Source organism: Rhodococcus wratislaviensis (assembly GCF_041228765.1).
GTDB classification, from domain to species: domain Bacteria; phylum Actinomycetota; class Actinomycetes; order Mycobacteriales; family Mycobacteriaceae; genus Rhodococcus_F; species Rhodococcus_F wratislaviensis.
The window spans coordinates 623,730-645,732 of record NZ_CP150488.1; the positions used below are offsets into that span (position 1 = coordinate 623,730).

General features: G+C 67.0%; 21 protein-coding genes. 12 read left to right on the forward strand and 9 right to left on the reverse strand.

The window, feature by feature from the left end:
* The first annotated feature begins 163 nt into the window (after positions 1–163).
* Genes WKC72_RS02795 through WKC72_RS02810 form a run of 4 tightly spaced genes read left to right on the forward strand, consistent with a single transcriptional unit; the run spans position 164 to position 4,175 of the window.
* Positions 164–1,582, forward strand: a complete 1,419-nt coding sequence (locus WKC72_RS02795; RefSeq protein WP_370181679.1) for a sugar porter family MFS transporter — start codon at positions 164–166, stop codon at positions 1,580–1,582.
* Between the two features lie 37 nt (positions 1,583–1,619).
* Positions 1,620–1,979 (forward strand): universal stress protein, encoded by a 360-nt coding sequence (locus WKC72_RS02800; protein ID WP_037236149.1) that lies wholly within the window; start codon positions 1,620–1,622, stop codon positions 1,977–1,979.
* 8 nt (positions 1,980–1,987) lie between these two features.
* Positions 1,988–3,172, forward strand: coding sequence for a Gfo/Idh/MocA family protein (locus tag WKC72_RS02805; RefSeq protein ID WP_370181680.1), 1,185 nt, complete (start codon positions 1,988–1,990; stop codon positions 3,170–3,172).
* 1 nt (position 3,173) lies between these two features.
* The gene (locus WKC72_RS02810) at positions 3,174–4,175 is read left to right on the forward strand and encodes a Gfo/Idh/MocA family oxidoreductase (protein WP_370181681.1); all 1,002 of its coding nucleotides are present in this window, start codon (positions 3,174–3,176) and stop codon (positions 4,173–4,175) included.
* A gap of 6 nt (positions 4,176–4,181) precedes the next feature.
* On the opposite strand, the gene WKC72_RS02815 is transcribed toward WKC72_RS02810, so the two are convergent.
* From WKC72_RS02815 to WKC72_RS02825, 3 genes are all read right to left on the reverse strand, one after another.
* Positions 4,182–4,811, reverse strand: a complete 630-nt coding sequence (locus WKC72_RS02815) for a nucleoside/nucleotide kinase family protein (protein WP_370181682.1) — start codon at positions 4,809–4,811, stop codon at positions 4,182–4,184.
* A 62-nt stretch (positions 4,812–4,873) separates the two neighbouring features.
* Entirely contained in the window at positions 4,874–5,500 is a 627-nt protein-coding gene (locus WKC72_RS02820) for a hypothetical protein (RefSeq protein ID WP_370181683.1), read from the reverse strand.
* A gap of 240 nt (positions 5,501–5,740) precedes the next feature.
* Positions 5,741–6,736 (reverse strand): Lrp/AsnC family transcriptional regulator, encoded by a 996-nt coding sequence (locus WKC72_RS02825; protein ID WP_370181685.1) that lies wholly within the window; start codon positions 6,734–6,736, stop codon positions 5,741–5,743.
* A 229-nt stretch (positions 6,737–6,965) separates the two neighbouring features.
* Here WKC72_RS02825 and WKC72_RS02830 point away from each other — a divergent pair, with 229 nt between their 5' ends.
* From WKC72_RS02830 to WKC72_RS02840, 3 genes are all read left to right on the forward strand, one after another.
* Positions 6,966–8,324 (forward strand): DUF3100 domain-containing protein, encoded by a 1,359-nt coding sequence (locus WKC72_RS02830; protein WP_370181686.1) that lies wholly within the window; start codon positions 6,966–6,968, stop codon positions 8,322–8,324.
* A gap of 73 nt (positions 8,325–8,397) precedes the next feature.
* Positions 8,398–9,672 carry an amidohydrolase gene (locus WKC72_RS02835; RefSeq protein ID WP_235214560.1) on the forward strand — a complete coding sequence of 425 codons (1,275 nt, stop codon included), beginning with the start codon at positions 8,398–8,400 and terminating at the stop codon, positions 9,670–9,672.
* Positions 9,673–9,676: 4 nt separating this feature from the next.
* Positions 9,677–11,053, forward strand: coding sequence for an L-serine ammonia-lyase (locus WKC72_RS02840; protein WP_370181688.1), 1,377 nt, complete (start codon positions 9,677–9,679; stop codon positions 11,051–11,053).
* Positions 11,054–11,093: 40 nt separating this feature from the next.
* Here WKC72_RS02840 and WKC72_RS02845 read toward each other — a convergent pair whose 3' ends face one another.
* The 5 genes from WKC72_RS02845 to WKC72_RS02865 all read right to left on the reverse strand — a co-directional run bounded on the left by WKC72_RS02845 (position 11,094) and on the right by WKC72_RS02865 (position 15,722).
* Entirely contained in the window at positions 11,094–11,501 is a 408-nt protein-coding gene (locus tag WKC72_RS02845; RefSeq protein ID WP_037236125.1) for a hypothetical protein, read from the reverse strand.
* Positions 11,502–11,589: 88 nt separating this feature from the next.
* On the reverse strand, positions 11,590–13,185 hold the full coding sequence (locus tag WKC72_RS02850; RefSeq protein ID WP_370181690.1) for a GMC oxidoreductase: 1,596 nt from the start codon (positions 13,183–13,185) through the stop codon (positions 11,590–11,592).
* A gap of 129 nt (positions 13,186–13,314) precedes the next feature.
* Positions 13,315–13,866 (reverse strand): TetR/AcrR family transcriptional regulator, encoded by a 552-nt coding sequence (locus tag WKC72_RS02855; RefSeq protein ID WP_128640398.1) that lies wholly within the window; start codon positions 13,864–13,866, stop codon positions 13,315–13,317.
* Positions 13,867–13,908: 42 nt separating this feature from the next.
* Entirely contained in the window at positions 13,909–14,214 is a 306-nt protein-coding gene (locus WKC72_RS02860) for a hypothetical protein (protein WP_037236117.1), read from the reverse strand.
* Between the two features lie 2 nt (positions 14,215–14,216).
* Complete coding sequence (locus WKC72_RS02865; RefSeq protein WP_370181692.1) at positions 14,217–15,722, reverse strand: APC family permease; 1,506 nt, start codon at positions 15,720–15,722, stop codon at positions 14,217–14,219.
* Positions 15,723–15,886: 164 nt separating this feature from the next.
* Between WKC72_RS02865 and WKC72_RS02870 the strand changes: the two genes are divergently transcribed.
* Positions 15,887–16,516: a TetR/AcrR family transcriptional regulator gene (locus WKC72_RS02870; RefSeq protein ID WP_037236112.1), complete on the forward strand. Its 630-nt coding sequence runs from the start codon at positions 15,887–15,889 to the stop codon at positions 16,514–16,516.
* Positions 16,517–16,525: 9 nt separating this feature from the next.
* Here the strand turns inward: WKC72_RS02870 and WKC72_RS02875 are convergent, their stop codons facing one another.
* Positions 16,526–18,139: an amidohydrolase gene (locus WKC72_RS02875; protein ID WP_112301485.1), complete on the reverse strand. Its 1,614-nt coding sequence runs from the start codon at positions 18,137–18,139 to the stop codon at positions 16,526–16,528.
* 325 nt (positions 18,140–18,464) lie between these two features.
* On the opposite strand from WKC72_RS02875, the gene WKC72_RS02880 reads away from it, so the two are divergent.
* From WKC72_RS02880 to WKC72_RS02895, 4 genes are read left to right on the forward strand one after another with little or no spacing between them, the layout of a single operon-like run.
* A complete protein-coding gene (locus tag WKC72_RS02880) occupies positions 18,465–19,832 on the forward strand; it encodes an MFS transporter (protein ID WP_370181694.1) in 1,368 nt (455 codons plus the stop codon).
* Positions 19,833–19,853: 21 nt separating this feature from the next.
* Positions 19,854–20,498 (forward strand): GntR family transcriptional regulator, encoded by a 645-nt coding sequence (locus tag WKC72_RS02885; RefSeq protein WP_370181695.1) that lies wholly within the window; start codon positions 19,854–19,856, stop codon positions 20,496–20,498.
* A gap of 17 nt (positions 20,499–20,515) precedes the next feature.
* Entirely contained in the window at positions 20,516–21,328 is an 813-nt protein-coding gene (locus WKC72_RS02890) for a carbon-nitrogen family hydrolase (RefSeq protein ID WP_370181696.1), read from the forward strand.
* The gene (locus WKC72_RS02895) at positions 21,325–22,002 is read left to right on the forward strand and encodes a DUF2848 domain-containing protein (RefSeq protein ID WP_128640403.1); all 678 of its coding nucleotides are present in this window, start codon (positions 21,325–21,327) and stop codon (positions 22,000–22,002) included. The genes WKC72_RS02890 and WKC72_RS02895 overlap by 4 nt, the downstream gene beginning before the upstream one ends.
* Position 22,003: the final 1 nt, after the last annotated feature.

The following is a 22,003-nucleotide window of genomic DNA, read 5'->3' on the forward strand; positions in this document are numbered from 1 at the left end:
CAGATCGTGCGTTCTATTACTCATGGGTAGGGATCGGCCGATCACGCCGTGGGAACCACCCGATGATTGGCTTGCCGTTGTGCCCCGAGTCACAATGGGTTAGCTTTGTTCGGACATAAACACATTACGTGTTCTGTACATGGAATACGTCGAGGAGATGTTCATGGCCAGCGATCTCACCCGAACTACCGCCCCGTCCCCGCCTGCCGACGCCCCCGGGCGGCACTCGCACAGACTCGGCATCATCGCCGTGGTCGCCACCTTCGGCGGCCTGCTCTTCGGATACGACACCGGAGTCATCAACGGCGCACTCGAACCGCTCAAGGAAGACCTCCAGCTCACCTCGTTCACCGAAGGCCTGGTGGTGAGCATCCTGATCTTCGGTGCCGCGATCGGCGCTCTCATCGGCGGACGAATGTCCGACAGGTTCGGGCGCCGGCACAACATTCTGGTGCTCGCGATCATCTTCATGATCGGGACGCTCGGCTGCGTGCTGTCCCCGACGTGGGAGGTGCTCGCACTGTTCCGCTTCATCCTCGGCCTCGCCGTCGGCGGCGCATCCGCGACCGTGCCCGTGTACCTTTCCGAGATCTCCCCCACCGAACGACGCGGCAGCGTGGTCTCCCGCAACGAAGTCATGATCGTCGTCGGACAGTTCGCCGCATTCGTGATCAACGCCATCATCTTCAACATCTGGGGCGAGAACGAGAACGTCTGGCGCTTCATGCTTCTGGTCGCCGTCATTCCGGCCATCTTCCTGTTCGCCGGAATGCTGCGGATGCCGGAGAGCCCGCGCTGGCTGATGTCGCAGGACCGGCACGACGAAGCGCTCGCCGTGCTTCTCCAGGTTCGGTCCCCGGAGCGGGCACGTGCCGAGTTGGAGGAAGTTCGGGCGCTCGCCGAGGAAGAGAAGCTCTCACAGACCGGCGGGGCCGCCGACCTGTCGGTGAAATGGATCCGCCGCCTCATCTTCATCGGCGTCGGCCTCGGAGTGTTCCAGCAGGCCACCGGCATCAACTCGGTGATGTACTACGGCACCCAGCTGCTCGGCGACGCCGGATTCTCCTCCAACGCCGCCATCGTCGCGAACACCCTCAACGGTCTGTTCAGCGTGCTCGGCGTCCTCACCGGCGTCGCCCTGATCAACCGGATCGACCGTCGGAAGATGCTCATCGGCGGCTTCACCCTCACCACCACGTTCCACGTGCTCGTCGGCCTGTCCGCGTTCCTGCTGCCCGACGGCACCCTCAAGGCCTACCTGATCCTGACGTTCGTGGTGCTGTTCGTCTTCTCGATGCAGGCCACGATCGGCCCCCTGGTGTGGCTGATGCTGTCGGAGATCTTCCCGCTGAAGATCCGCAGCTTCGCCATCGGCGTCTGCATCTTCGCACTGTGGATCGCCAACGCGGTTGTCGCGCTGCTCTTCCCGCCCGTCGTGGCCGCACTGGGAATCGGTGCGACGTTCTTCATCTTCGCCGGCCTCGGCGTGCTGGCACTCGTCTTCATCAAAACCCAGGTTCCGGAAACTCGCGGCCGCTCGCTCGAGGAACTCGAAGACCAGTTCCGGCGCGACTACTCGTGACAGTCGCCCGCACCGTGCCCGCAGAAAGGTTGATCCCATGACAGTGCTCGTAGCCGTGACCGACTCCTCCGAAGGATCGCACGCCCTCCTCGCCGGCAAGAAGGAAGCCGCGATGCTGGGCACCGACCTCCTGGTGGTGAACCTCTCCCTCACCGAACCCGAAGAGGTGCACACTCTCGCCGACGACGGCGTGACCGTCCTCGACCGCATCGGTCGTGGAGACCGCGATCCCGCGACCGCAGTACTCGACCTGCTCGACGAACGACCCGACGTCGAACGCCTCGTGATCGGCGTCAAACGCCGCAGCGCGGTCGGCAAGGCCCTGCTCGGCAGCGTGAGCCAGCGCCTCATCCTGCAATCCCCGATCCCGGTTCTCGCGGTCAAAACCCCTCAGTAGGAGACGAGTTGAGCAAGCACGGGAGCCTGCGCCTGGTCGCCGGCATGGTCGGTGGCGGGCAGGGTGCCGACATCGGCGAGACCCACCGCTACGCGATGCGTCTCGACGACCGCTACGCCCTGGAGGCCGGGGTCTTCGGGCGAGACGTCGCATCGTCGGCGCGGATCGCGGAGAGCCTCGGTGTGCCGGCCGATCGCACGTACCGCGACTACCGGGAGATGGCGGAACGGGAATCCGCCCGCGAGGACGGCGTCGATGTGGTCGCCGTGACCACCCCGAACGACAGCCACTTCGACATCGCGCGCGCGTTCCTGGAGGCGGGCATCTCGGTGGTGTGCGAGAAGCCCCTCACCACCGACTCGGCGTCGGCTGCGGAACTGGTCGCGATCGCCGAGGCGTCCGGTGCGATCCTGGCCGTCCCGCACTGCTATTCGGCCTACGCCATGGTCCGGCACGCGGCCCGGATGGTGCGTGCCGGCGACCTCGGGCGGATCCGGTTCGTGGCGGTGGAACACGCGTCCGGGTGGGCGGCGACACCCCTCGAAATCGGCGAACACCGCCAGGCGCGGTGGCGCACCGACCCCGACGTCGCGGGCTTCCCCAGCGTCGTCGGCGATCTCGGTACCCACGCCTTCCACCTGTTGCGGTACGTCACCGGCCTCGAGGCCACCCGGATGTCGGCCGAACTGGACACCCTCGTCCCCGGACGGCGGGTGTTCGACAACGCCACCGTGCGCCTCACCCTGTCCAACGGGGCACCCGCGACGCTGTGGGCGAGCATGGCCGCCACCGGCAACGAGCACGGCCTGCGCATCCGGGTCTTCGGCGACACCGCGAGCGTCGAATGGCGGCACGAGGACCCGCACCACCTGGCGGTCCGCGACCTCGACGGCGGCACCACGATCCTCACGCAGGGAATGCGCACGCTGTCCGAGGACGCCACCCGGCTCACGCGCCCCGGTCTGGGGCATCCCGAGGGCTTCCTCGAGGCGTTCGCGAACTTCTACCGCGACCTCGCGGACGAACTCCGCGCCCGCCGCGACGGCGAGCCCACAACCATCCGCGATCTGTCCTTCCCCGCCGGGCGCGACGGCCTGATCGGCGTCCAGTTCGTGGAGGCGACCGCCGCCTCCCACGCCGCCGACTCCGCCTGGGTCGTCCCCGCTTTCGCACACGAAAGGGTCGGTATCTGACATGCAGCGTTTCGCCCTCATCGGAGCCGGATTCATCGGCGGCGTGCACGGTGCCAACCTCGCCGCGCACCCCGACGTCGACCTGGCTCTCGTCTTCGACATCGACCTCGCCCGTGCGACGGACCTCGCCAAGCGGCACGGCAGCCGCGCGACCACCGACCTCGCGGAGGTCTTCGACCCGACGGCAATCGACGCCGTCTTCATTGCGTCGTCCACCGACACCCACGCCGAGCACCTTCGCGCCGCGGCGACGGCGGGAATCCCGGCCCTGTGCGAGAAACCGATCGATCTCGATCTCGCGCACGCCGTCGATATCGTGCGCTTCGCCGAGGCCCGATCGCTGCGGGCGATGGTCGATTTCAACCGCCGCTTCGACCGCGACTACGCCGAACTGCAGCGGGTGGTCGCGTCCGGCGAGATCGGTTCGGTGGAGCTGATCCAGATGACCAGCCGCGGTCCGGCGATGCCGCCGCTCGAGTACATCGCGGTCTCGGGCGGGCAGATGCGCGACCAGACCGTCCACTTCTTCGACCTGGCGCGGTGGATCTCCGGGCTCGACCCCGAGTCCGTCTTCGCGACCGGGTCCACGCTCGCCGAACCCCGCCTCGCCGAGTACGGCGACGTCGACACGTCGGCAGTGACCCTGCGTCTGCCCGGCGGCGCGCTCGTCCAGATCGACTGCACCCGGCGGATCGGCTACGGCTACGACGAACGCATCGAGGTCCTCGGTTCGACCGGCATGGTCGAGGCGCGACGGCAGCGCGCCGGATCCGTCTCCCGGTACAGCGCGGGCCGCGTGGTCGACGACGGCTTGCACGCGGGATGGTTCGAACGGATCAGGGCCAGCTACCGCACCGCGCTCGACCACTTCGTCGACGCGCTGGAGAACGGTGCCGACATCGGCCCGACCCTGTCGGAGGCGCTGAAGGCGCAGGCGATCGCCGAGGCCGCGACGCGCTCACTCACCAGCGGCCGGATGGAACCGATCGAGTACCCGGTCTGAACCCGCTCACAGCGGGTCGCCGAGGACGACGACGTCGGCGCGGGTTCGGCCGGGCGCGACCAGCGCGGTGTTGCGTTCGTCGCTGCGCCGCACCCATTTTCGGGCGTCATCGGGCGACTTGCCGAAGCGGACGTGCCGCTCGACGAGCCGGGCGACGCGCTCCTCGTCGTCCGGGGCGAGGAACCATGCCTCGTCGAGCAGGCCGCGCACCCTCGCCCACGGCTGCTCGTCGAGCAGCAGGTAGTTGCCCTCGGTGATCACCAGCGGGACGTCCGGCGGGACGGCGATCGACCCGGCGTAGGACTCCTCGACCTCACGGTGGAACTGCGGGGCGTACACGGTCTCGCCGTCGGGTTCACGCAGCCGGCGCAGCAGCGCCACGTACCCGGCGGCGTCGAACGTGTCCGGCGCGCCCTTGCGCCCGGCCCGGCCGAGGCGGATCAATTCCGCACCCGCCAGGTGGAATCCGTCCATCGGCACCACCACCGCGGACGGTCCCAGCGCCGCCAGCACGGCCGCAGCGACGGTGCTCTTGCCCGAGCCGGGCGGTCCGGCGATCCCGAGAATGCGGCGCGTGCCCGGCTCGGTCAGCGCCCGGGCGCGCGCAACGAGTCCCTCGAGTCCACCGTCGTCCATAGGCAGACCGTAGTCCCCGGCACTCCGGGGCGCACGCACCCGGCGCCCGATGTCACAGAGGGTCAGTCGAATTGGACCGCTGTGACATCGGGATTGCCCGCTGACTGCGTGGACGGGACCTGCGAACTGGGTGCGTCCTCCGCCGGGGCGGAACGCCACGTCGTCCCGAGCGCCGCACTGATAAGCCGGTCCTGCACCACGACCAGGATCCACGTCATGACGCAGCCGTAACCGAAGATGACGAGGAGCCACAGCAGGTTCGGCCCCGGTTCGCCGGGGGCGAGCATCGGGGTCAGCAGCATGACGAGCAACGACTCGATCAGGCCCAGCAGCACCGCCGGGACCACTCCGAAGGGTGTGCGTCCCAGCAGGATCGGGTGCACCGACAGGATCAGGAAGATCACGAGGGCCACGCCGACCCCCATCATCAGTTCGAACGGCACCCCGGGCAGAGCCGCCTTGACCAGCATGAACAACCCGGCCCAGCCGACACCGCACGCGAAACTCAGGAACATCCCCAGGAGGGCCTTCGGAGGCGCCTGGAGGGTGAAGAACAGCATCACCGGAAGGATCAGCATCGCGCTGTACGGGGCGAAGGGGGTGAGGCCCTGGAACGGGATCATCAGAATCGAGATGAGGACGGCACCGAGCACCGCCTGGATCAGGATTCCCTTGGTCTGCGAAGACATGGCGGTCCGCTTCTGTCGATGGTCGGGGAAGAAGTAGGTCAGACAACAGTGCGTCAGTTCACACGACATGGTGTCAGTGATGTAGGCAACAACTTATTCACTCGCACGACACATTGTCAAGAAACATTTCATAGCGTCCGCCGACGCATGATCGCCCGATGTCACAGCCGGTCAATCAGAATGAACCGCGGTGACATTGGGCGATCGATGGGGTGACGCCCGGGCGATGCCGTCAGTGACTCACCCGCGCGAGGTCTGGCCTGTGGCGGTCAGTCGCCTACCGAGATGTTTGGGCGTGCGCAGCACGAGCGATCTGTCTTCGATGATCACGTCGGGGCAATGCTGCTCGATGACCGTTTCCAACTTGCGCACCTCGTCGAGATTTCGGAGCCACATCGCCATGATGATGCTGTAGGGACCGATGGTGGGGGCGAGGAGCCGGACGTCGCTGAGAGTCGACAGTCGGTCGAGTACCTGATCCATCGATCGCGCCGGCGACTTCAGGAAGTACCAGGCGTATGCCGGTCGCCCGGAGTGCCGCCGTGCGACTTCCGTGCGAATCACCGCGCGACCCGAGGCGAGCAGGTTGTTCATCGATGCGCGCGTGCTGTCGACGCTCAGGGACAGCCGTGCGGCGATCTCGGTCGCGGGCAGGCGGCCGTCGGTGGCGAGTTCACGAAGGATCTCCGCCTCGTCCTTCGGATGAGCCCGCAGTCGACGAGGTGCCGGGGCGCTGTTGGCGAGTTGTTGCACGGCAGCGGCTTCCGTGGAGTCGAGCGCCCTGAGTCTCCAGCTGCGGGCGTCGGTGTGGATGCCGGTGAGTACGTGTGTGGTCATGTCCGAGATGCCGTCGAGCGATCCCATGCGTTCGAGGAGATAGTCGCTCAGCTGCTCGTGGTCCTCGAATGCGGTGGTGACGAGCAGGTCGCGGCCGCCGGTCGTCAGGTCGATGGTGATGGCTTCGCGGTCGCGCCCGATCTCGTCCGCCACCGCGCGGGTGCGGCCGGGCGGGCATTTCAGCTCGATGAGGGCAAGCACGCGTTCCGCGGTGGCCGGGTATGCGGTGACCCAGGCCAGCCCCTCGGACTGCAGCCGGGACCACCGACGGGCGATCGTGACGGCGTCCACTCCGAGGACGGGCGCCAGCGCGGTCCACGGGGCCCGCGGCGCGATTTGGAGCGCATGGATCAGACGCCGGTCCTCCTCCGACAGGATCGTGTCTCTCGCGTCGATCATGTCCTGCGAATCCTCCCGCTGCCGGGTCCTGCCGGTCGTCCGCCCCGGAAGGGCATTTCTCCTGCAATATTAGGCGCGTAGATCCTGCATTCTGCACAAACTTTCCGTTCTGTGCCGGTATCCGGCGACTCGGATGGTGCGCTGACCCTCATGCGCCATCATTCCCGCAGCTCGTATGCATGAATCCTGCGTGCCTATATCGGCACTACACCTCGTAGGGGCAACAATCATGAAGGTCATTCCTGCGCCCGCGGTCCGTCGGACAGCATCGGGTCCGCTCCGACGGGAAGTGTGGCTACCGGCCGTCCTCGCACTCGTGATCGTGTCGGCGTTCCAGGCCGTCGGCGTCTGGAAGATCAACCTCGGCCCGGCCGCGATCGCCGTGTACCCGATGGTGTGGGCGCTCCTCGCCGGCGGGTTCGTCTCGGCGCAGCGGCGGTGGCCTCTCACGCCGCGGATGTGGGCCGTCGCCGAGTCACTCATGGCGGTGGGTGTCTCACTCCTGGTCGCCCGGTTGAGCCTCACGCTCGGTCCCAACATCGACGTGCTGTTCGACGCCGGCCCCGCTCTGCTGTTGCAGGAGGTAGGCCACCTCGTCGGGACCGTCGCCATCGCCCTTCCCCTCGCGGTGGCGCTGCGGATGGGGCGCGCGACGGTCGGAGCCACGTTCTCGATCGATCGGGAAGCATCCTTCGCCATCGTGGGCGATCGGTTCGGGGTGAAATCGGACGAATATCGCGGTGTGCTGTCGATGTACGTCTTCGGGACGATGTTCGGCGCCGTCATCGTTGCGTTGATCGCCTCGTTGACCTCGTCGTTGGGCATCTTCGACCCCCTGGCGTTGGCGATGGGCGCCGGCGTCGGGTCGGGATCGATGATGGCGGCCGGCGCCGCTGCGATATCCGCGGCTCACCCGGAAGTGGGCGAGCAGGTCCTGGCACTGGCGGCCACCTCGAACCTCATCACCATGATTCTCGGCGTCTACGTGGGTGTCTGGATCGCCCTTCCGCTGGCAGATCGCCTCTACGGGTTGCTCACCCGCTCCTCGTCCCGCCCCGCCGTCGTCTCGGGCGAGCGCACCGAATCATCGCCCGCACCCGCCGACTCGGCCGACACACACGCCGCGCCCTTCGGCCACGACGACGAAAAGGTCACCGTTCCGCTCTACCTGAGCCTCCCGATCGTCGCCGCGATCTGCATCGCCGCCGCAACGATCGCCGCAGGGGAGCCGACGATCAGCATCCCCATCGGCTTCGCCCTCATCGTCGGGCTCATGCTGGCCGCGACCGCACTGTCCCGTCTGACCCGCGGCAAGATCACTGCGGTCATCTGGGCCAGCGTGCTCGGCGTATCCGTATCGGGTCGGTGGTTTCCCGGATCGGAGTGGATCGTCCACAACACCGAATCGATCGACTTCATGTCGATGTGCGCGGTGGTGCTGGGATTCGCCGGATTGGCTGTGGGAAAGAATCTTCCCGCGCTCCGGATGATCGGGTGGAAGATCGTTCCCGTCGGATTCGCCGCGATCTTCGCCTCCTTCGTGCTGTCGACCCTCATCGCCGAGTTCGCGCTCGGATTCTGGAGGTGATCCCACGCCGACCCCCGTTCGCGAACGCGACGACACAGCAGAACACCCACGACGACTGGAAGGCCGATCACCGATGACGCGAGTCGACGACAGCACCACCGCATCCGAAACGAACCAGCTCCTGAAGAAATCGGCCGCGCACACCATCACTGAGGAGCGTGGACGAATCATCGCGCTCAGCCGCGACATTCACGCACAGCCCGAGCTCGCCTTCGCCGAACACTTCGCGTGCGAGCGCATCTCCACGGAACTCGAGTCGGCAGGATTCGACGTCACGAGGGGCGCATACGACATCGAGACCTCGTTCGAGGCGGTATACGGCAGCGGCGATTTCCGCGTCGTGTTGTGCGCGGAGTACGACGCGCTGCCGGGGATCGGACATGCCTGCGGCCACAATGTCATCGCCGCCATCTCCGTCGGCGCGGCCCTTGCCCTGAAGCCGATCGCGGACGATCTCGGCGTGCAACTCGTGGTCCTGGGTACCCCCGCCGAGGAGCACGGTGGCGGCAAGATCGCGTTGATGCGTGCGGGAGCGTTCGAATCGGCCGTGATGTCGGCGATGGTCCATCCGTCGAACAGCGACACCCAGGTGCGCACGTCACAGATCGTCATGCAGTGCGTCGACCGCTTCGTCGTGGAGTTCACCGGCCGGGCCGCCCACGCCGCAGCAGCCCCGCACGAGGCCGTCAACGCCGGCGCCGCCGCGACTCTCGCACAGGTCGCCATCGGTCTGCTGCGCCAGCAGTTGCGCGACGGGATCCGCGTCGCATCGATCACCTCCGACGCCGGCACGGTGACGAACATCGTCCCCGGGTACGCGCGCCTCGACATCGAGGTCCGGTCGCAGAACCTGGAGGAGATGATCGACGCCAAACAGCGGGTGCTTGCGTGCCTCGAAGGCGCCGCCATCGCGACGGGCTGCTCCTGGGAGCACGGGCGCACCGAACCCCGATACCTCAGCATCCGCCAAGATCCGCTCCTTGCCCAGGCGTGGGACGCGAACATCGAACTGTCCGGACTTCCCGTGGCGGACAGGCACGACGGGTCGGGCGGTTCGACGGACATGGGCAACGTCTCACGGGTCGTTCCCAGCATTCACCCGATGATCAAACTCGACGGTGCAGCGGGTCCGCCGCACACCGTGGAGTTCGAACGAGCGGCCGGTTCCGACGCGGGCGACGACTGCGCCATCACGGGGGCGACCGCACTCGCGTGGACGATCGTCGACGTCGCATCGGATCCCGGTACGCGCGAACACCTGCTGCGCCGCGCCGCCGAGCGTCCCACGGGCGCCACGATGGTCGACCACGACGACGACGCTCGGGCCGCCGCCCATCTCGCGGAGTAGAGGTGTGGTGACCAGCGTCTTCGATCTGTTCTCGATCGGAATCGGTCCGTCGAGCTCGCACACCGTCGGCCCGATGAAGGCAGGCTCGATGTTCGTCGACGAGGTGAAGAACTCCGACCTCGGCACGGTCTCCCGGCTCGAAGTCGACCTGTACGGCTCGCTGGCCGCGACCGGACGTGGGCACGGGACCCTCGGGGCGGTGCTTCTCGGCCTCGAGGGCAATGCGCCCGACACCATCGACCCCGACTACGCACGGTCGCGCGTCGCCGAGATCGATGCCGGATCCCCACTGCGGTTGGGTCCGGACTGCGAATTACGGTTCACCACTGCGGATATCACCCTACACATGCGCGACGCCGGCACTCGGCATCCGAATACGCTGCGGTTCACGGCCCACTCGGACACCCCGCACAGCGACACCGCACAACCCGGCCACACGGCGAGGTACTACTCCGTCGGAGGAGGGTTCGTCGAGCGCGACGGAGCGCCCGCGTCGCAAACACCCTCGGTCCCCTGGCCATTCGCCACGGCAGGGGAACTACTCGACATCTGCGTTCGTGAGGGCCTCGCGATCAGCGACGTGATGTGGCAGAACGAGTGCGCGACCCGCTCCCCCGACCACGTGCAGAGATATCTGCTCGAAGTCTGGAACGTGATGAGCGAGTCCATCCGTCACGGCTTCCACACCCGGGGCCGCCTTCCCGGTGGGCTGGGGGTCGAGCGCCGTGCTCCCGGCCTGTACGACCGGATACGGCTGATCGGCACCGACCACTCGGTATCGATGGACTGGCTCAACGCGGCGGCGATGGCCGTCAACGAAGAGAATGCCGGCGGCGGGCGCGTCGTCACCGCACCCACCAACGGCGCGGCCGGCGTGATACCGGCAGTGCTCAACTGGGCACTACGGTTCGTCCCCACGGTCGGCGCAGGCGATGAACGCGACGACGCAATCGTCCGTTTCCTGCTCACATCCGGCGCCATCGCATCACTCGTCAAGGGCCGGGCGTCGATCTCGGGCGCCGAGATGGGCTGCCAAGGCGAGGTCGGATCCGCCTGTTCGATGGCTGCCGCCGCCCTCACCGAAATGCTCGGCGGCACACCGGCACAGGTCGAGAACGCCGCCGAGATCGCGATCGAACACAACCTCGGTCTCACCTGCGACCCGGTCGGTGGACTCGTTCAGATTCCCTGCATCGAACGGAACGCGGTCGCCGCCGTGAAAGCGGTCAACGCCGCGAAGATCTCGATGCACGGCAACGGGACGCACCGAGTGACCCTCGACCAGGCCATCGAAACCATGCGCCAGACCGGCGTGGACATGCTGTCGAAGTACAAGGAGACCTCGCTGGGCGGACTGGCTGTCAACGTCACGGAGTGTTAGGTGCGATGTAGTCGCATGATTTCTCGCCGTGACCTCGCGCCTACGGTGCCACGTAGAACGTGCCCACGCTCGGAGTGCCGAACACGTCGTGCAGGTCCGGCAGGTGCGCGGTCACGGTGACGACTACCTGACCGGGGCCGGTCGTGACCGCGTCTCGGTCGGGGTGCCGGTCGGTGATATTCCCGGACGCTCCAGTCGAGAGATTGATCCACTGGAACTCGTATCCGTAACCATCCGGGGTCGGATAGATCTGGCCGTGTCCGTGGTGGACGACGGGGTTGTAGAACGCGCCCCCGCGGGTCAACGGCCAGCCGACAATCGTTCCAGGGACTTGGAGGGTCGTCATGCCGTCGAACTGTGGTGGTTCGGCAGACGCCGGGACGGAGCACCCGATCCACGCACTCACCGCAAGCACACCGATCATCGATCCTCGCACTGTTCGCCTCATGTGAACTCCTCCCCTTGTGCTGATTCCCCGGATACGTCCGATTCCGACGACGATTCGTTACGGAACGGGTTCCGGTCGTATCGAGGAGTCAGATCACCGTTCCGACGTCGCGGGCCACCAGGTGGTCCAGGGCGCGTTCGGCGACCGCGGCGATGGTCATCGACGGATTGCAGGCCGCGGTGTTGCCGGGCATCAGTGCGCCGTCGAGGACATACAGTCCGCGCTGGCCGAGCACTCGGCCTTCGAGGTCGCACACCGAGCCCATCGACGCCCCACCGAGCGGATGCCAGGTGGAGGGGAACAGCGCGTTGGTGTCCGTGAGTAGGCTTCCCGGCCCGGCGATCTTCCGCACCATCGGATCGATGCGGCCGTTCTGGATGACGGCGTCGCCTTCCCGGGGCCAGCGCAGGACTGCGTCGTCGGTGGCCGAGTCGTACACGAAACTCCCACGGCCGTCGCTGACTCCGTATCCGACGAGCATGGTGCTGCGTGCGTCGAAAGACAGTGGTGGCATCGACGCCTGGATGACCGTGACGGCGGTGGCGGGGTCGTCCCAGTTCAAACTGCCGTAGACGACCGGGCCACCCTGCGGAGCGCCGAACTCTTCTTCGAGGCTCGTCCAGACATAGATTCGGTCGGCGTTGGTTCCCCACCCGGTTCCGAGTCCGTCCGGCAGATCCGGGATCCGGCCCGTCGCCCCCGCGCGCACAAGCAACTTGGTGGTGCCCAGGCTGCCGGCGGCCATCACCAGGGCATTCGTGGTGAGGATCTTGGTCTCGAGCACGGTGCCGGACGTATCGATCCGGTCGACGTACACCGTCCAGCGGCCGTCCGGGGCGCGTTCGACATCGGTGACCTGGTGCAGGGTTTCCACCGTCACCCGGCCGGTCGCTTCCGCGGCAGCGATGTAGGTGACGTCGACCGAGTGCTTGCCGCCGTTGTTGACCCCGAGGGCGCCGTCGCCGTTGGTGTACGAGGGTTTCATGCGGCCGCGGAGTTCGTCGAGCGCGAAGTTCCAGTCGATCGGCATCGGGATCTTCGACACGGGCAGTCCCGCTCGCTGCACGTTCTGCGCAAACACCTTCGCGGCCTGGTAATTCGGGCTGTCGATCAACTCATCGGGGGCGACGGCGAGCCGCAACATCTGCGCGACCCGCGGGTAGTGAACTCGGTCCATGGTGGCCCAGTCGAGTGCTTCGGGAAGGTGCGTGTTGAAGACGGCCTCAGCCGGTTGCAACGTCATCCCTTGGTAGACCAGGGAACCACCGCCGACGCCTGCCGCGCACAGTGCGGTCATGTTGTCGCCGGGCACCGCCTCGAGCAGACCGGTGTACGGCTCCAGCGCCACTGGCTCACCGAACAATTGCGGACTGGACCGGTACCAGAGGATGCGCTTGTCCGGGGCGGTCGCGCGAGGGAAGGTCTCCGCGTCCGGCCCTGTGGGCCAGCGCATTCCACGCTCGAGCACCACAACGGGCACCCCGGCTTCCGCGAGCCGAAGCGCCGCGACGCCGCCGCCGAACCCCGACCCGACGACGATGACCCGGTGATCTTCGCGGGTGAGAGGCACGGTCGTGCGGCGACCCGCGAGTGCGGTCCCGGCCTGCGCGATGCGTGGACTCGCCAACGCAACCCCCGCGGCAGCGGCCCCGGCCAGAAAGAAGCGGCGATTGAGTGCAGACACAGGTTTCCCCCAGATCGCAGACGGACTCACTCGGCGAGATGTCGAAAGATCAGCGTGGAGCATTTCTCGTGGGCGAGCTCAAACTAGACACTTGAAGCCAGATGTGTCAAGAAGTAACTGTGACTGCCGTTACGAGCTGGACGGCATCGCCGGCAAGAGCCAGCGGGTGAGAAACCGGCGAAGGTCGTCGTCGGCGTGAACGGCGTCGTCGTCGAAAAGGACGACCGACAGCGCCAGCCGAAGTGCGATCTCCACGATGTCGTCGAGGCTCGACTCCACACCGGGGTCGCGCTCGACGAGTGGCGCGAGCAGTTCGCGCGCTACAGGTTTCGCGCGAGACATCATGCCGGTGTCGAAAACAGGGTTGCCCCGTTCCGCCTGGAGCAGGGTAGCCAGGACCGGATGAGCGCGCACCGCCGCCCGGCCCGCGACGATGAGTTCGACGACGTATTCGCACGCTGTGTCGGTGGCGTTCGATCGTGAGTGGATCCCGCCCAGCACCTCGACGGCGAGACCGGCGATCGCCTGCGACACGAGTTCTTCGCGCGACCCGAAGTTGGAATACACGGTCTGTCGCGTGACGCCGGCGCCATGCGCCGCCGCCGCGATGGTGACGCCCTCGAAACCGTCACTCGCGATCAAGTCGAGCGTGGCGTCCAAGATTTTCCTCCGCGACCGCATCCGACCATTATCGATCACGGCCCCGATGGGCCCGCAGCTTCGCTATTCGTGCTGCGGATAGGCCCGTTTCAGTTGTGTCTCGTCGGCTCGCCCGCAACCGAATTCGCCGATGACTTGCCAGAGTCGTTCCGTGAATCGAGTCGGGCACATCCCGAAGTTGACGAGGGTCTCCTCCTCCGGGGGACCGCCGAACGGCGCCCAGGTTCGGGCGAAGTCGAGGATGTCGTCGACCTCCTTGCCCGGCCTCGGCTGTCGGGCACGATGTCGTTCGGCTTCTCGACGTCGATCGCGCCACCGACGGTAGCGCCGGACGTCCACCTCCAGCGGATCGGATTTCGGTGAAGGCACGTCTACGTCGCCTTGCCCGGCTGGATCGGACTGTTGCTCACTTCTTCGGACGGCACCGAGGGTTCGGCGTCCACGTCGGTGGTTCCCAGCCGTGCGTAGAGTTCGGGATCGCGTCGCGCGAGCCGTATACCGAGCACCAGTCCGATCGCCAGGCTCGCCGGTGTGACGGCGACGAGGACCGTGTTCACGGCGGGTCCTGCGGCAGTGAGCAGGTCCATCTTGGCCACGATCAACCACGTCGCGTAGCTCAACATGGCGAGAGCGGCTGCGGGGGCTACCCGAACCCGCCAGATCGAATGCCCGCGGCGGTCCCGCCAGAAGAATGCGAGAACGGCGGCGGCGGCCATCGCCTGGAGTACGACGATGCCGACGACGCCGGGGGAATTCACCCAGAGCAGGAGCTGAAGGTAGGGGTCGGCGCCGGCGAGCGCGAACCCGACGATCACGACCATGGCAAGGAGACTCTGCACGGCGCTCGCCACGTACGGCGACTTGTAGACCGGGTGCAGCTTGCCGAGGGCCCGGGGCAGGACGTGCTCGCGCGACAACGCGAAGGCGTAGCGGGTGATCGCGTTGTGGAAAGCGAGCAGGCTGGCGAGGATGCTCGTGATGATCAACAGTTCCATGAGCGTGCTCGCCCAGCCACCGACGTAGTTCTCGATGGCGTCGAAGTACAGTGCGGCGGGATCCGAGGCTGCGAGCGCGAGCGCCTGATCCGGGCCGTATGCCTGGATGATGATCCACACCATGAAGGCGTAGAACAGGCCGAGGAATGCGACCGCCAGGTAGGTTGCCCGTGGAATCGTCCGGGAAGGATCCTTCGCTTCCTCCCGGTACAGGGCGGTCGCTTCGAACCCGATGAACGCGGCGAACGCCAGAGTCAGCACCCCACCGAGGCCGGGGCTGAAGACGTGGGTGGGAGCGAACGAGTCGACGCCGAGCCCCTCGGCGCCGCCCCGAAGAAGGACGGCGGCTGCGAGCAGGACCAGGATCCCTGTCTCAGCGGTGAGCAGCAGGATCAGGAACCGTGCGCCGACATGGACCGATCGCGACCCCAGGAACCAGATCAGACCGACGCCGATCAGCGACCACAGACCCCACGGAAGGTTGAGCCCGACCAGATCCGCCATGGTGGACTGGGTGAAATACCCCAGGGCGCCGAAGATCCCGATCTCGAGAGCGTTGTAGGAGACGAGGGCGAGTACCGCCGCCGCGAGGCCCCATCGGGGGCCGAGTCCGATGGAGATGTACGAGTAGAAGGCCCCCGCGTTGTGGATGTACTTGCTCATCGCGGTGAAGCCGATCGCGAACACGCCGAGCGCGAGCCCGGCCAGGATGTACCCGCCGGGCGCACCGATGCCCGCGACGTTCAGCGCCAGGGGAGCCACCCCCGCCATCACCAGCAACGGCGCGGCAGCCGCCACGACGAAGAACACGATGCCGGAGGTGCCGAGGGCGCCGCCTTCCAGCTGCGTGCCGGAGGCGGGTCCGGGTGCGGATTTCTTCATGAGGAACTTCTCCAGTCAGGGCAAGGGCGCGGCGGCGGGGTAAACCGGGGGCGCGGATACGCGACGAGGTTCTAATCGAATGTGTTTCGATTAGACTAGAACGTTGTGACCGGCGCCACAAGGGCATAATCGAATGAATTTCGATTGGAGAGGTGGGTGCACCGATGGGCAGACCTCGCGTCGCACGCCTGGACCGCGAACGCATCGCGGAGGCGGCGCTCGAACTGGTCGATCGTGACGGCGACTTCAGGATGCCGGATCTGGCCCGGCACCTGAACGTGCAGGTGTCGTCGATCTATCACCATGCCAAAGGCCGCGCGGCCGTCGTCGAACTGGTTCGCCACCGCGTCGTCCGAGAGATCGACGGATCGGCCTTCGAGCGCCTGCCCTGGGACGAGGCGTTCTCCGAGTGGGCCCGGTCCTATCGGGCGGCGTTCAGCCGGCACCCCACCGCCATCCGCCTCCTGGCCACCGAGACGGTGCGCGATCCCGGTTCGCTCTCGGTGTATCACTCGGCGGCGGCCGGTCTGCGCGACGCCGGCTTTCCGGACGACCACATCATGGCCGTCATCACCGCCGCGGAGAATTTCCTGCTCGGCGCCGCCCTGGACGCGGCCGCCCCGGAGGTCATGATCGAAGCGGATTCGACGACGGCCGACGATGCGCTGACCCGGGCGCTTGCCGCCGCACCCCGCGGCCCGGCGAGGGCCGAGCAGGCGTTCGAACTCGGCCTGGCGGCCCTGCTGGCGGGCTTCCGCAACCTCCTGCAGGAACGCGGCGCGGTGCAGCGGTAGCGCCGGATCTCAGTGCACCTGCTTGCCGCCCAGCCAGGTTCGGGTCACGGCGAGCTCGCTGAGCGCCTGCGCGGACGACAGGTCGTAGGGGTCGACCGGCAGCTGGATCATGTCGGCCCGCATTCCCGGCCGGAGGCAGCCCCACAGGTTCTCCTCGAATCCCTGATAGGCGACGCCGGCCGAATATGCGGCGAGGGCCCGTTCGAGCCCGACGCGTTCGCCCGGCAACCATCCCTCCGTCGGTATGCCGGACGGGGTCTGGCGGTGGATCGCGGTGGCAATTCCCTTGATCGGCTCATAGGCGGTGATGGGCCAGTCACTGCCGAAGGCCACCCGGGCACCTCGCTCGGTGAGGGTTCCGATGCGATATTGCTGCGCGCCCCGGTCGTCCCCGATCCGCGGAATCGTCAATTCCGTCATCAGGGCGTCGAGCTGGGCCCACAGCGGCTGAAAGTTGGCGACCGCCCCGAGCGACGTGAATCGGTCGAGGTCGTCACCGTCGACCAATTGCAGATGCGCGATCGTGGCGCGCCGATCACGCGAACCATTGCTTCGATCGACGTGCTCGATCGCATCGAGCGCCATGCGCACCCCGGCGTCGCCGATGGCATGGATGTGGATCTGGAACCCCAGCCGGTCCACCTCGGCCGCGGCCCGCGACAGTTCGTCCGTCGTCCAGTTGCTGATGCCGTGGGAGTGCGGACAGTCCGTGTAGGGCGCCAGAAGCGCTGCCGTACCGGCCTCGATCACGCCGTCGGCGAAGAACTTGACCGTTCCCGCCCTGACCGCGTCGCCGCCCCGCTCCTCGACCTTCCGCCGCGCCAGGGCGAACGCCTCCCGGTCGGCCTCCCAGCTCTCCGGCGTCGCACGAAACGCGAGGTTGGCACGGGTGGACAGTCTCCCGCGGTCGGCGGCAGTCAGCCAGACCTCGACGTCGTCGAGTTCGGTCCACGCATCCTGCACCCACGTGATACCTGCGGCGGCGAGCATCGTCGACACCGTCGCCAGCGCGTCGACCCGATCGTCGAGGCTCGCATCCGGCACCAGCGCGAGAACCGGATTGATCGCACCCCATTCGCGCAGGGTCCCGAGCAACTCACCGTCGGCCGTCCGCACGATCTCGCCGCCCGCCGGATCCGGGGTGTCCCGACTCAGTCCGGCACGTCGCAGCGCTGCACTGTTGACCCAAGCCGTGTGGTGGTCCATCGTGCGCAGGACCACCGGCCGGTCCGGAACCACGCTGTCGAGCCACGTGGCCTCGAAACGCCCACCCTCGGCGAGCGTCGGAGAAACCCCGTCCCCGAATACACACCCGGCCTCGGGGTTCTCGTCCGCCCACCGGCGCACCTCGCGCAGGACGTCGTCGACGCTGCCACAGTCGCGAATCGAGGCACCGCGCAAACCCAGCCCGCCCATCAGCGGGTGGACGTGTCCGTCTCCGAACGACGGCAACAATGCGCCCCCATCCAGGTCGATCAGTTCGGTGCGGCTCGACCGCATCGCACGAGCCCGCTCCCCCAGAGCAACCACGCGGCCGGCGGCCACGGCGAGCGCGTCACTGACGGGCCGGTCGGGATCACCAGTGCGCACCGCGCCTCCGACGACGAGCAGTTCGGCGTCCACGGGACCTCCTCCAACTAATCGAATATGATTCGATTAAGCTAGGTCGTACACGGGCCGGCGTCAAGAGACACTCAGTCGCGGACCGGAATCCGCGAATTCGAACCCCTCTTGCGGATCGTAGACCGGTCGTATACAACTGGTGCACGGCCTTTGCGTGATCGGCTTCACAGTCGGAAAGGCAAGAAAAAAGTGGGCTCGGCGGCTGTTGGAGCAACCACCGAGCCCAGGCAGCACCATCTGCGCGACCGTTCGAGTCGCCTACTTGGAGGTAGGCGCAAGGACGCGCAGCTCGTCACGTAGCGACGATTCGACCTAGGAGTCGACTATGGCAACCGCCAACAACAAATCTATCAATCGCAGACCACACACCAGCCTGCCCGTCATCGCAGGTTCGAGCCTCGCCGGCACAGCAGTCGAGTGGTACGACTTCTTCCTGTACGGAACTGCGGCGGCGCTGGTGTTCAACAAGCTGTTCTTTCCCACCGAAGATCCCCTGGTGGGCACCATGCTCGCGTTCGCCACCTACGCGGTCGGCTTCGTGGCGCGCCCCCTCGGTGCCGCGGTACTCGGGCACTACGGGGACGTCAAAGGCCGGCGGGCCACCCTCATCGCCAGCCTGATGCTCATGGGAGTGTCGACCTTCCTCATCGCCCTCCTGCCCACGTACGCCTCGATCGGCGTCGCCGCACCGTTGATCCTGGTGCTTCTGCGGCTGGTGCAGGGTTTCGCCCTCGGTGGCGAGTGGGGTGGGGCAGTTCTGCTGGTCTCCGAACACGGCGACTCGAAGAGACGGGCGTTCTGGTCCGCATGGCCCAATCTCGGTCCGCCGCTGGGCAACCTGCTGGCGGCCGGGGTGCTCGCCGTCCTCGGTTCGGTGCTGTCGGAGGACGCGTTCCTGTCCTGGGGATGGCGGATCGCGTTCGGGCTGTCGGCCCTGCTGGTGATCATCGGCCTGGTGCTGCGGCTGTACGTCGCGGAGACCCCGCTGTTCGAGCAGTCCCGGGAAACCGCGACCGCCGAGAAGAAGGGCATGCCGCTCGCCGCGGCCGTCCGGGGACACTGGCGCCAGATCCTCCTCGCGGCCTTCACTCGCTTCGGCGAGAACGCCGGCTTCTACATCTTCTCGCTGTTCGTCATCACCTACATCACCCAGATCCTCGAACTCGAGCGCAGCACCGGATTGAACGCCGTCATGATCGGTATGGTCGTCGCCCTGGTGACGATCCCGATGTTCGCCGTGCTCGCCGACCGGATCGGCCGACGACCGATCTACATCGGCGCGTCCGCCGCCACCATCGTGTGGGCGTTCGTGTTCTTCGCTCTGCTGGACACGAAGAATCCGGCGGCGATCACCCTCGCGGTGGCGGTGGGACTGCTGATCTTCGCGGCGTACAGCGCCGTGATCGGCGCGTTTTTCTCCGAACTGTTCCCCACCGAGGTCCGGTACTCCGGAGTGTCGCTGGCCTACAACCTCGCGTCCGTCCTCGCCGGCTCGCTGGCCCCGATCATCGCGATCGCGCTCTACACCCGGTTCGGCACCGGATACGCCATCGGTGCCTACCTCGCCGCCATGGGAGTCATCTCCCTGATCGCCTCACTTCTCGCGCGGGAAACGCAGTCCGTGGATCTCGCGGCCGTGGGCGACGAGGCGACCTCCCGGACGCCGGAAAAGCCGGCGTCCGTCATCTCCTGACTCTCCTCGAAGGGGCAAGCCATGACGACATCGAAGACCACCGGGGCAACGGCACCGGAGCTGGCCTACGAGTGGCTGAAGAACACCATCATCACCCTGCCCCGCGACGAGGAGATGTTTCTGTCCGAAGCGCAGGTCGCCGCGTCCTCCGGAATTTCCCGAACTCCGGTGCGCGAGGCGTTGTTACGCCTCGAGGCCGAAGGCTTCGTCCGGCGAGTGCCCCACAAGGGTGCCTTCATCCCGGCATTGTCCGACAGTGACGTGGAAGCCATCATGCAGGCCCGGAGGGTGGTCGAGGAATGGTCGGTCACCGAAGTGGCGCCCCAGCCGGGCCTGGTACCGGACCGGCTCCGCATTCTCCTGGACCTGCAGGAGAACGACACCGACCCGGTCGACTTCATCGCGCACGACCTCGAATTCCACACGGCCATCATCCGCGCGGCGGGCAATCCACTGATGAACACCTTCTACAGCTCGCTGCGGGACCGCCAGATGCGGATGGGCATCCGCATCGTCATGGCCGACGAAACCCGCAAGAAGCAGGTTCTCGTCGAGCACCGCGCCATCGCCGACGCGATAGCGGCAGGTGATCCCCACGCCGCGGTACAGGCGGTGCGGGAACACCTCGACACCACGCTGCAGTCAATGAAACAGCCGAATATCTAACGGCACGAAGGAAACCCATGAAGATAGCCCTGGCTCAGCTGGCCAGCCCCGATTCCGAGACCCCCGCGCATCGACTCGAGCGCGTACGCAACCTCCTGACCGGACTCGACGAGCGAGTCGACCTCATCGTTCTGCCCGAGCTGTGGCGCGTGGGATACAACCACTTCGACGACTACTCCGCCGCCGCGGAAACTCTCGACGGCGGTACCGTCCAGGTTCTGGCATCCGTCGCCGTCGAACGGCAGTGCTACATCCACGCCGGCAGCATCGTCGAACAGGGCGAGGAGGGCAGGCTGCGCAACACGGCGGTCCTGATCGGCCCCGACGGACTGGTCCTCCACCACTACAGCAAAGTTCACGTGTTTGGATACGACTCCCTCGAAGCGCAGCTCGTGCAGCCGGGGACGCAGATCCACACCACCGACACCCCGTTCGGCCCGATCGCCGCCACGACCTGCTACGACCTGCGGTTCCCCGGGTTGTGGACCGAATTGGTCTCGGCCGGAGCGCAACTCGTCATCGTTCCTGCAGCCTGGCCGAAAGCCCGCAAGGAGCACTGGCGGCTGCTGACCTCGGCCCGCGCCGTCGACAACCAGGTCTTCGTGATCGCCTGCAACGCCACCGGCACACACAATTCCGTCGAGCTCGGCGGCCACAGCCGGATCGTCGACCCGTGGGGGACGGTGATCGCCGAGGCGGATTCTTCCGAGGGCATCACCATCGCCGAGATCGACCCCGCCGTGGTCGACCGCACCCGCGCCGAGTTCCCGATCCTGAGGGACCGGCTCGACGACTACAGCTTCCTCAACCGCAGAAAGGTCCTTTCATGACCGGCGCCACCACGGAGGTGCTCACCTTCGAAACCCTCGATTCCTCCGAGATCCTGCGTTTCGGCAGCGGCCGAACCCTGGTAGCCGGCTACACCGGCCGGGACGAAGCAGCGGTGCAACATCACATCGACGAGCTCGCGGCCATCGGAGTCGCACCGCCCGCACAGGTGCCGATGTTCTACCCCGTCGAGATCGCGACGGTCACCACCGCGACGCAGGCCCCCGTCGTAGGAACGCACACCTCGGGCGAGGTCGAGCCGGTGATCCTGCGGCACCGCGGGCGGTACTACCTCGGTGTCGGCTCCGACCACACCGACCGCGAACTCGAGACCGTCGACATCGGCGACTCGAAGCGGGCGTGCCCGAAGCCGGTAGGCCCGGCCGTCGTCGAGATCGCCGACTGGGCGTCGTTCGACTGGGACGCGTGCCGGGCCCGATCGTGGGTCGACGGGGTCCTGTACCAGGACGGCACCCTGGCCAATCTCCGTACACCGCAGAACCTTCTGCAGATCTTCGCCGACCGGCTCGGCGACACCGGCGAGGACCTGCTCTGCTTCGCAGGCACCCTGCCGCTGCTCGACGGCAAGTTCACCCCCGGTCACCGGTGGGACCTCGAACTCACCCTGCCCGACGGCCGAACCCTGGCCCACTCCTACACCACCGAAGGACACTGAC

Excerpts from the sequence above, each read along its gene's own strand:
- WKC72_RS02795 (WP_370181679.1), top strand. The coding sequence starts at position 164 with ATGGCCAGCGATCTCACCCGAACTACCGCCCCGTCCCCGCCTGCCGAC.
- WKC72_RS02800 (WP_037236149.1), top strand. The coding sequence starts at position 1,620 with ATGACAGTGCTCGTAGCCGTGACCGACTCCTCCGAAGGATCGCACGCC.
- WKC72_RS02810 (WP_370181681.1), top strand. The coding sequence starts at position 3,174 with ATGCAGCGTTTCGCCCTCATCGGAGCCGGATTCATCGGCGGCGTGCAC.
- WKC72_RS02815 (WP_370181682.1), bottom strand. The coding sequence starts at position 4,811 with ATGGACGACGGTGGACTCGAGGGACTCGTTGCGCGCGCCCGGGCGCTG.
- WKC72_RS02820 (WP_370181683.1), bottom strand. The coding sequence starts at position 5,500 with ATGTCTTCGCAGACCAAGGGAATCCTGATCCAGGCGGTGCTCGGTGCC.
- WKC72_RS02825 (WP_370181685.1), bottom strand. The coding sequence starts at position 6,736 with ATGATCGACGCGAGAGACACGATCCTGTCGGAGGAGGACCGGCGTCTG.
- WKC72_RS02830 (WP_370181686.1), top strand. The coding sequence starts at position 6,966 with ATGAAGGTCATTCCTGCGCCCGCGGTCCGTCGGACAGCATCGGGTCCG.
- WKC72_RS02835 (WP_235214560.1), top strand. The coding sequence starts at position 8,398 with ATGACGCGAGTCGACGACAGCACCACCGCATCCGAAACGAACCAGCTC.
- WKC72_RS02845 (WP_037236125.1), bottom strand. The coding sequence starts at position 11,501 with ATGAGGCGAACAGTGCGAGGATCGATGATCGGTGTGCTTGCGGTGAGT.
- WKC72_RS02855 (WP_128640398.1), bottom strand. The coding sequence starts at position 13,866 with ATGCGGTCGCGGAGGAAAATCTTGGACGCCACGCTCGACTTGATCGCG.
- WKC72_RS02865 (WP_370181692.1), bottom strand. The coding sequence starts at position 15,722 with ATGAAGAAATCCGCACCCGGACCCGCCTCCGGCACGCAGCTGGAAGGC.
- WKC72_RS02870 (WP_037236112.1), top strand. The coding sequence starts at position 15,887 with ATGGGCAGACCTCGCGTCGCACGCCTGGACCGCGAACGCATCGCGGAG.
- WKC72_RS02880 (WP_370181694.1), top strand. The coding sequence starts at position 18,465 with ATGGCAACCGCCAACAACAAATCTATCAATCGCAGACCACACACCAGC.
- WKC72_RS02885 (WP_370181695.1), top strand. The coding sequence starts at position 19,854 with ATGACGACATCGAAGACCACCGGGGCAACGGCACCGGAGCTGGCCTAC.
- WKC72_RS02890 (WP_370181696.1), top strand. The coding sequence starts at position 20,516 with ATGAAGATAGCCCTGGCTCAGCTGGCCAGCCCCGATTCCGAGACCCCC.
- WKC72_RS02895 (WP_128640403.1), top strand. The coding sequence starts at position 21,325 with ATGACCGGCGCCACCACGGAGGTGCTCACCTTCGAAACCCTCGATTCC.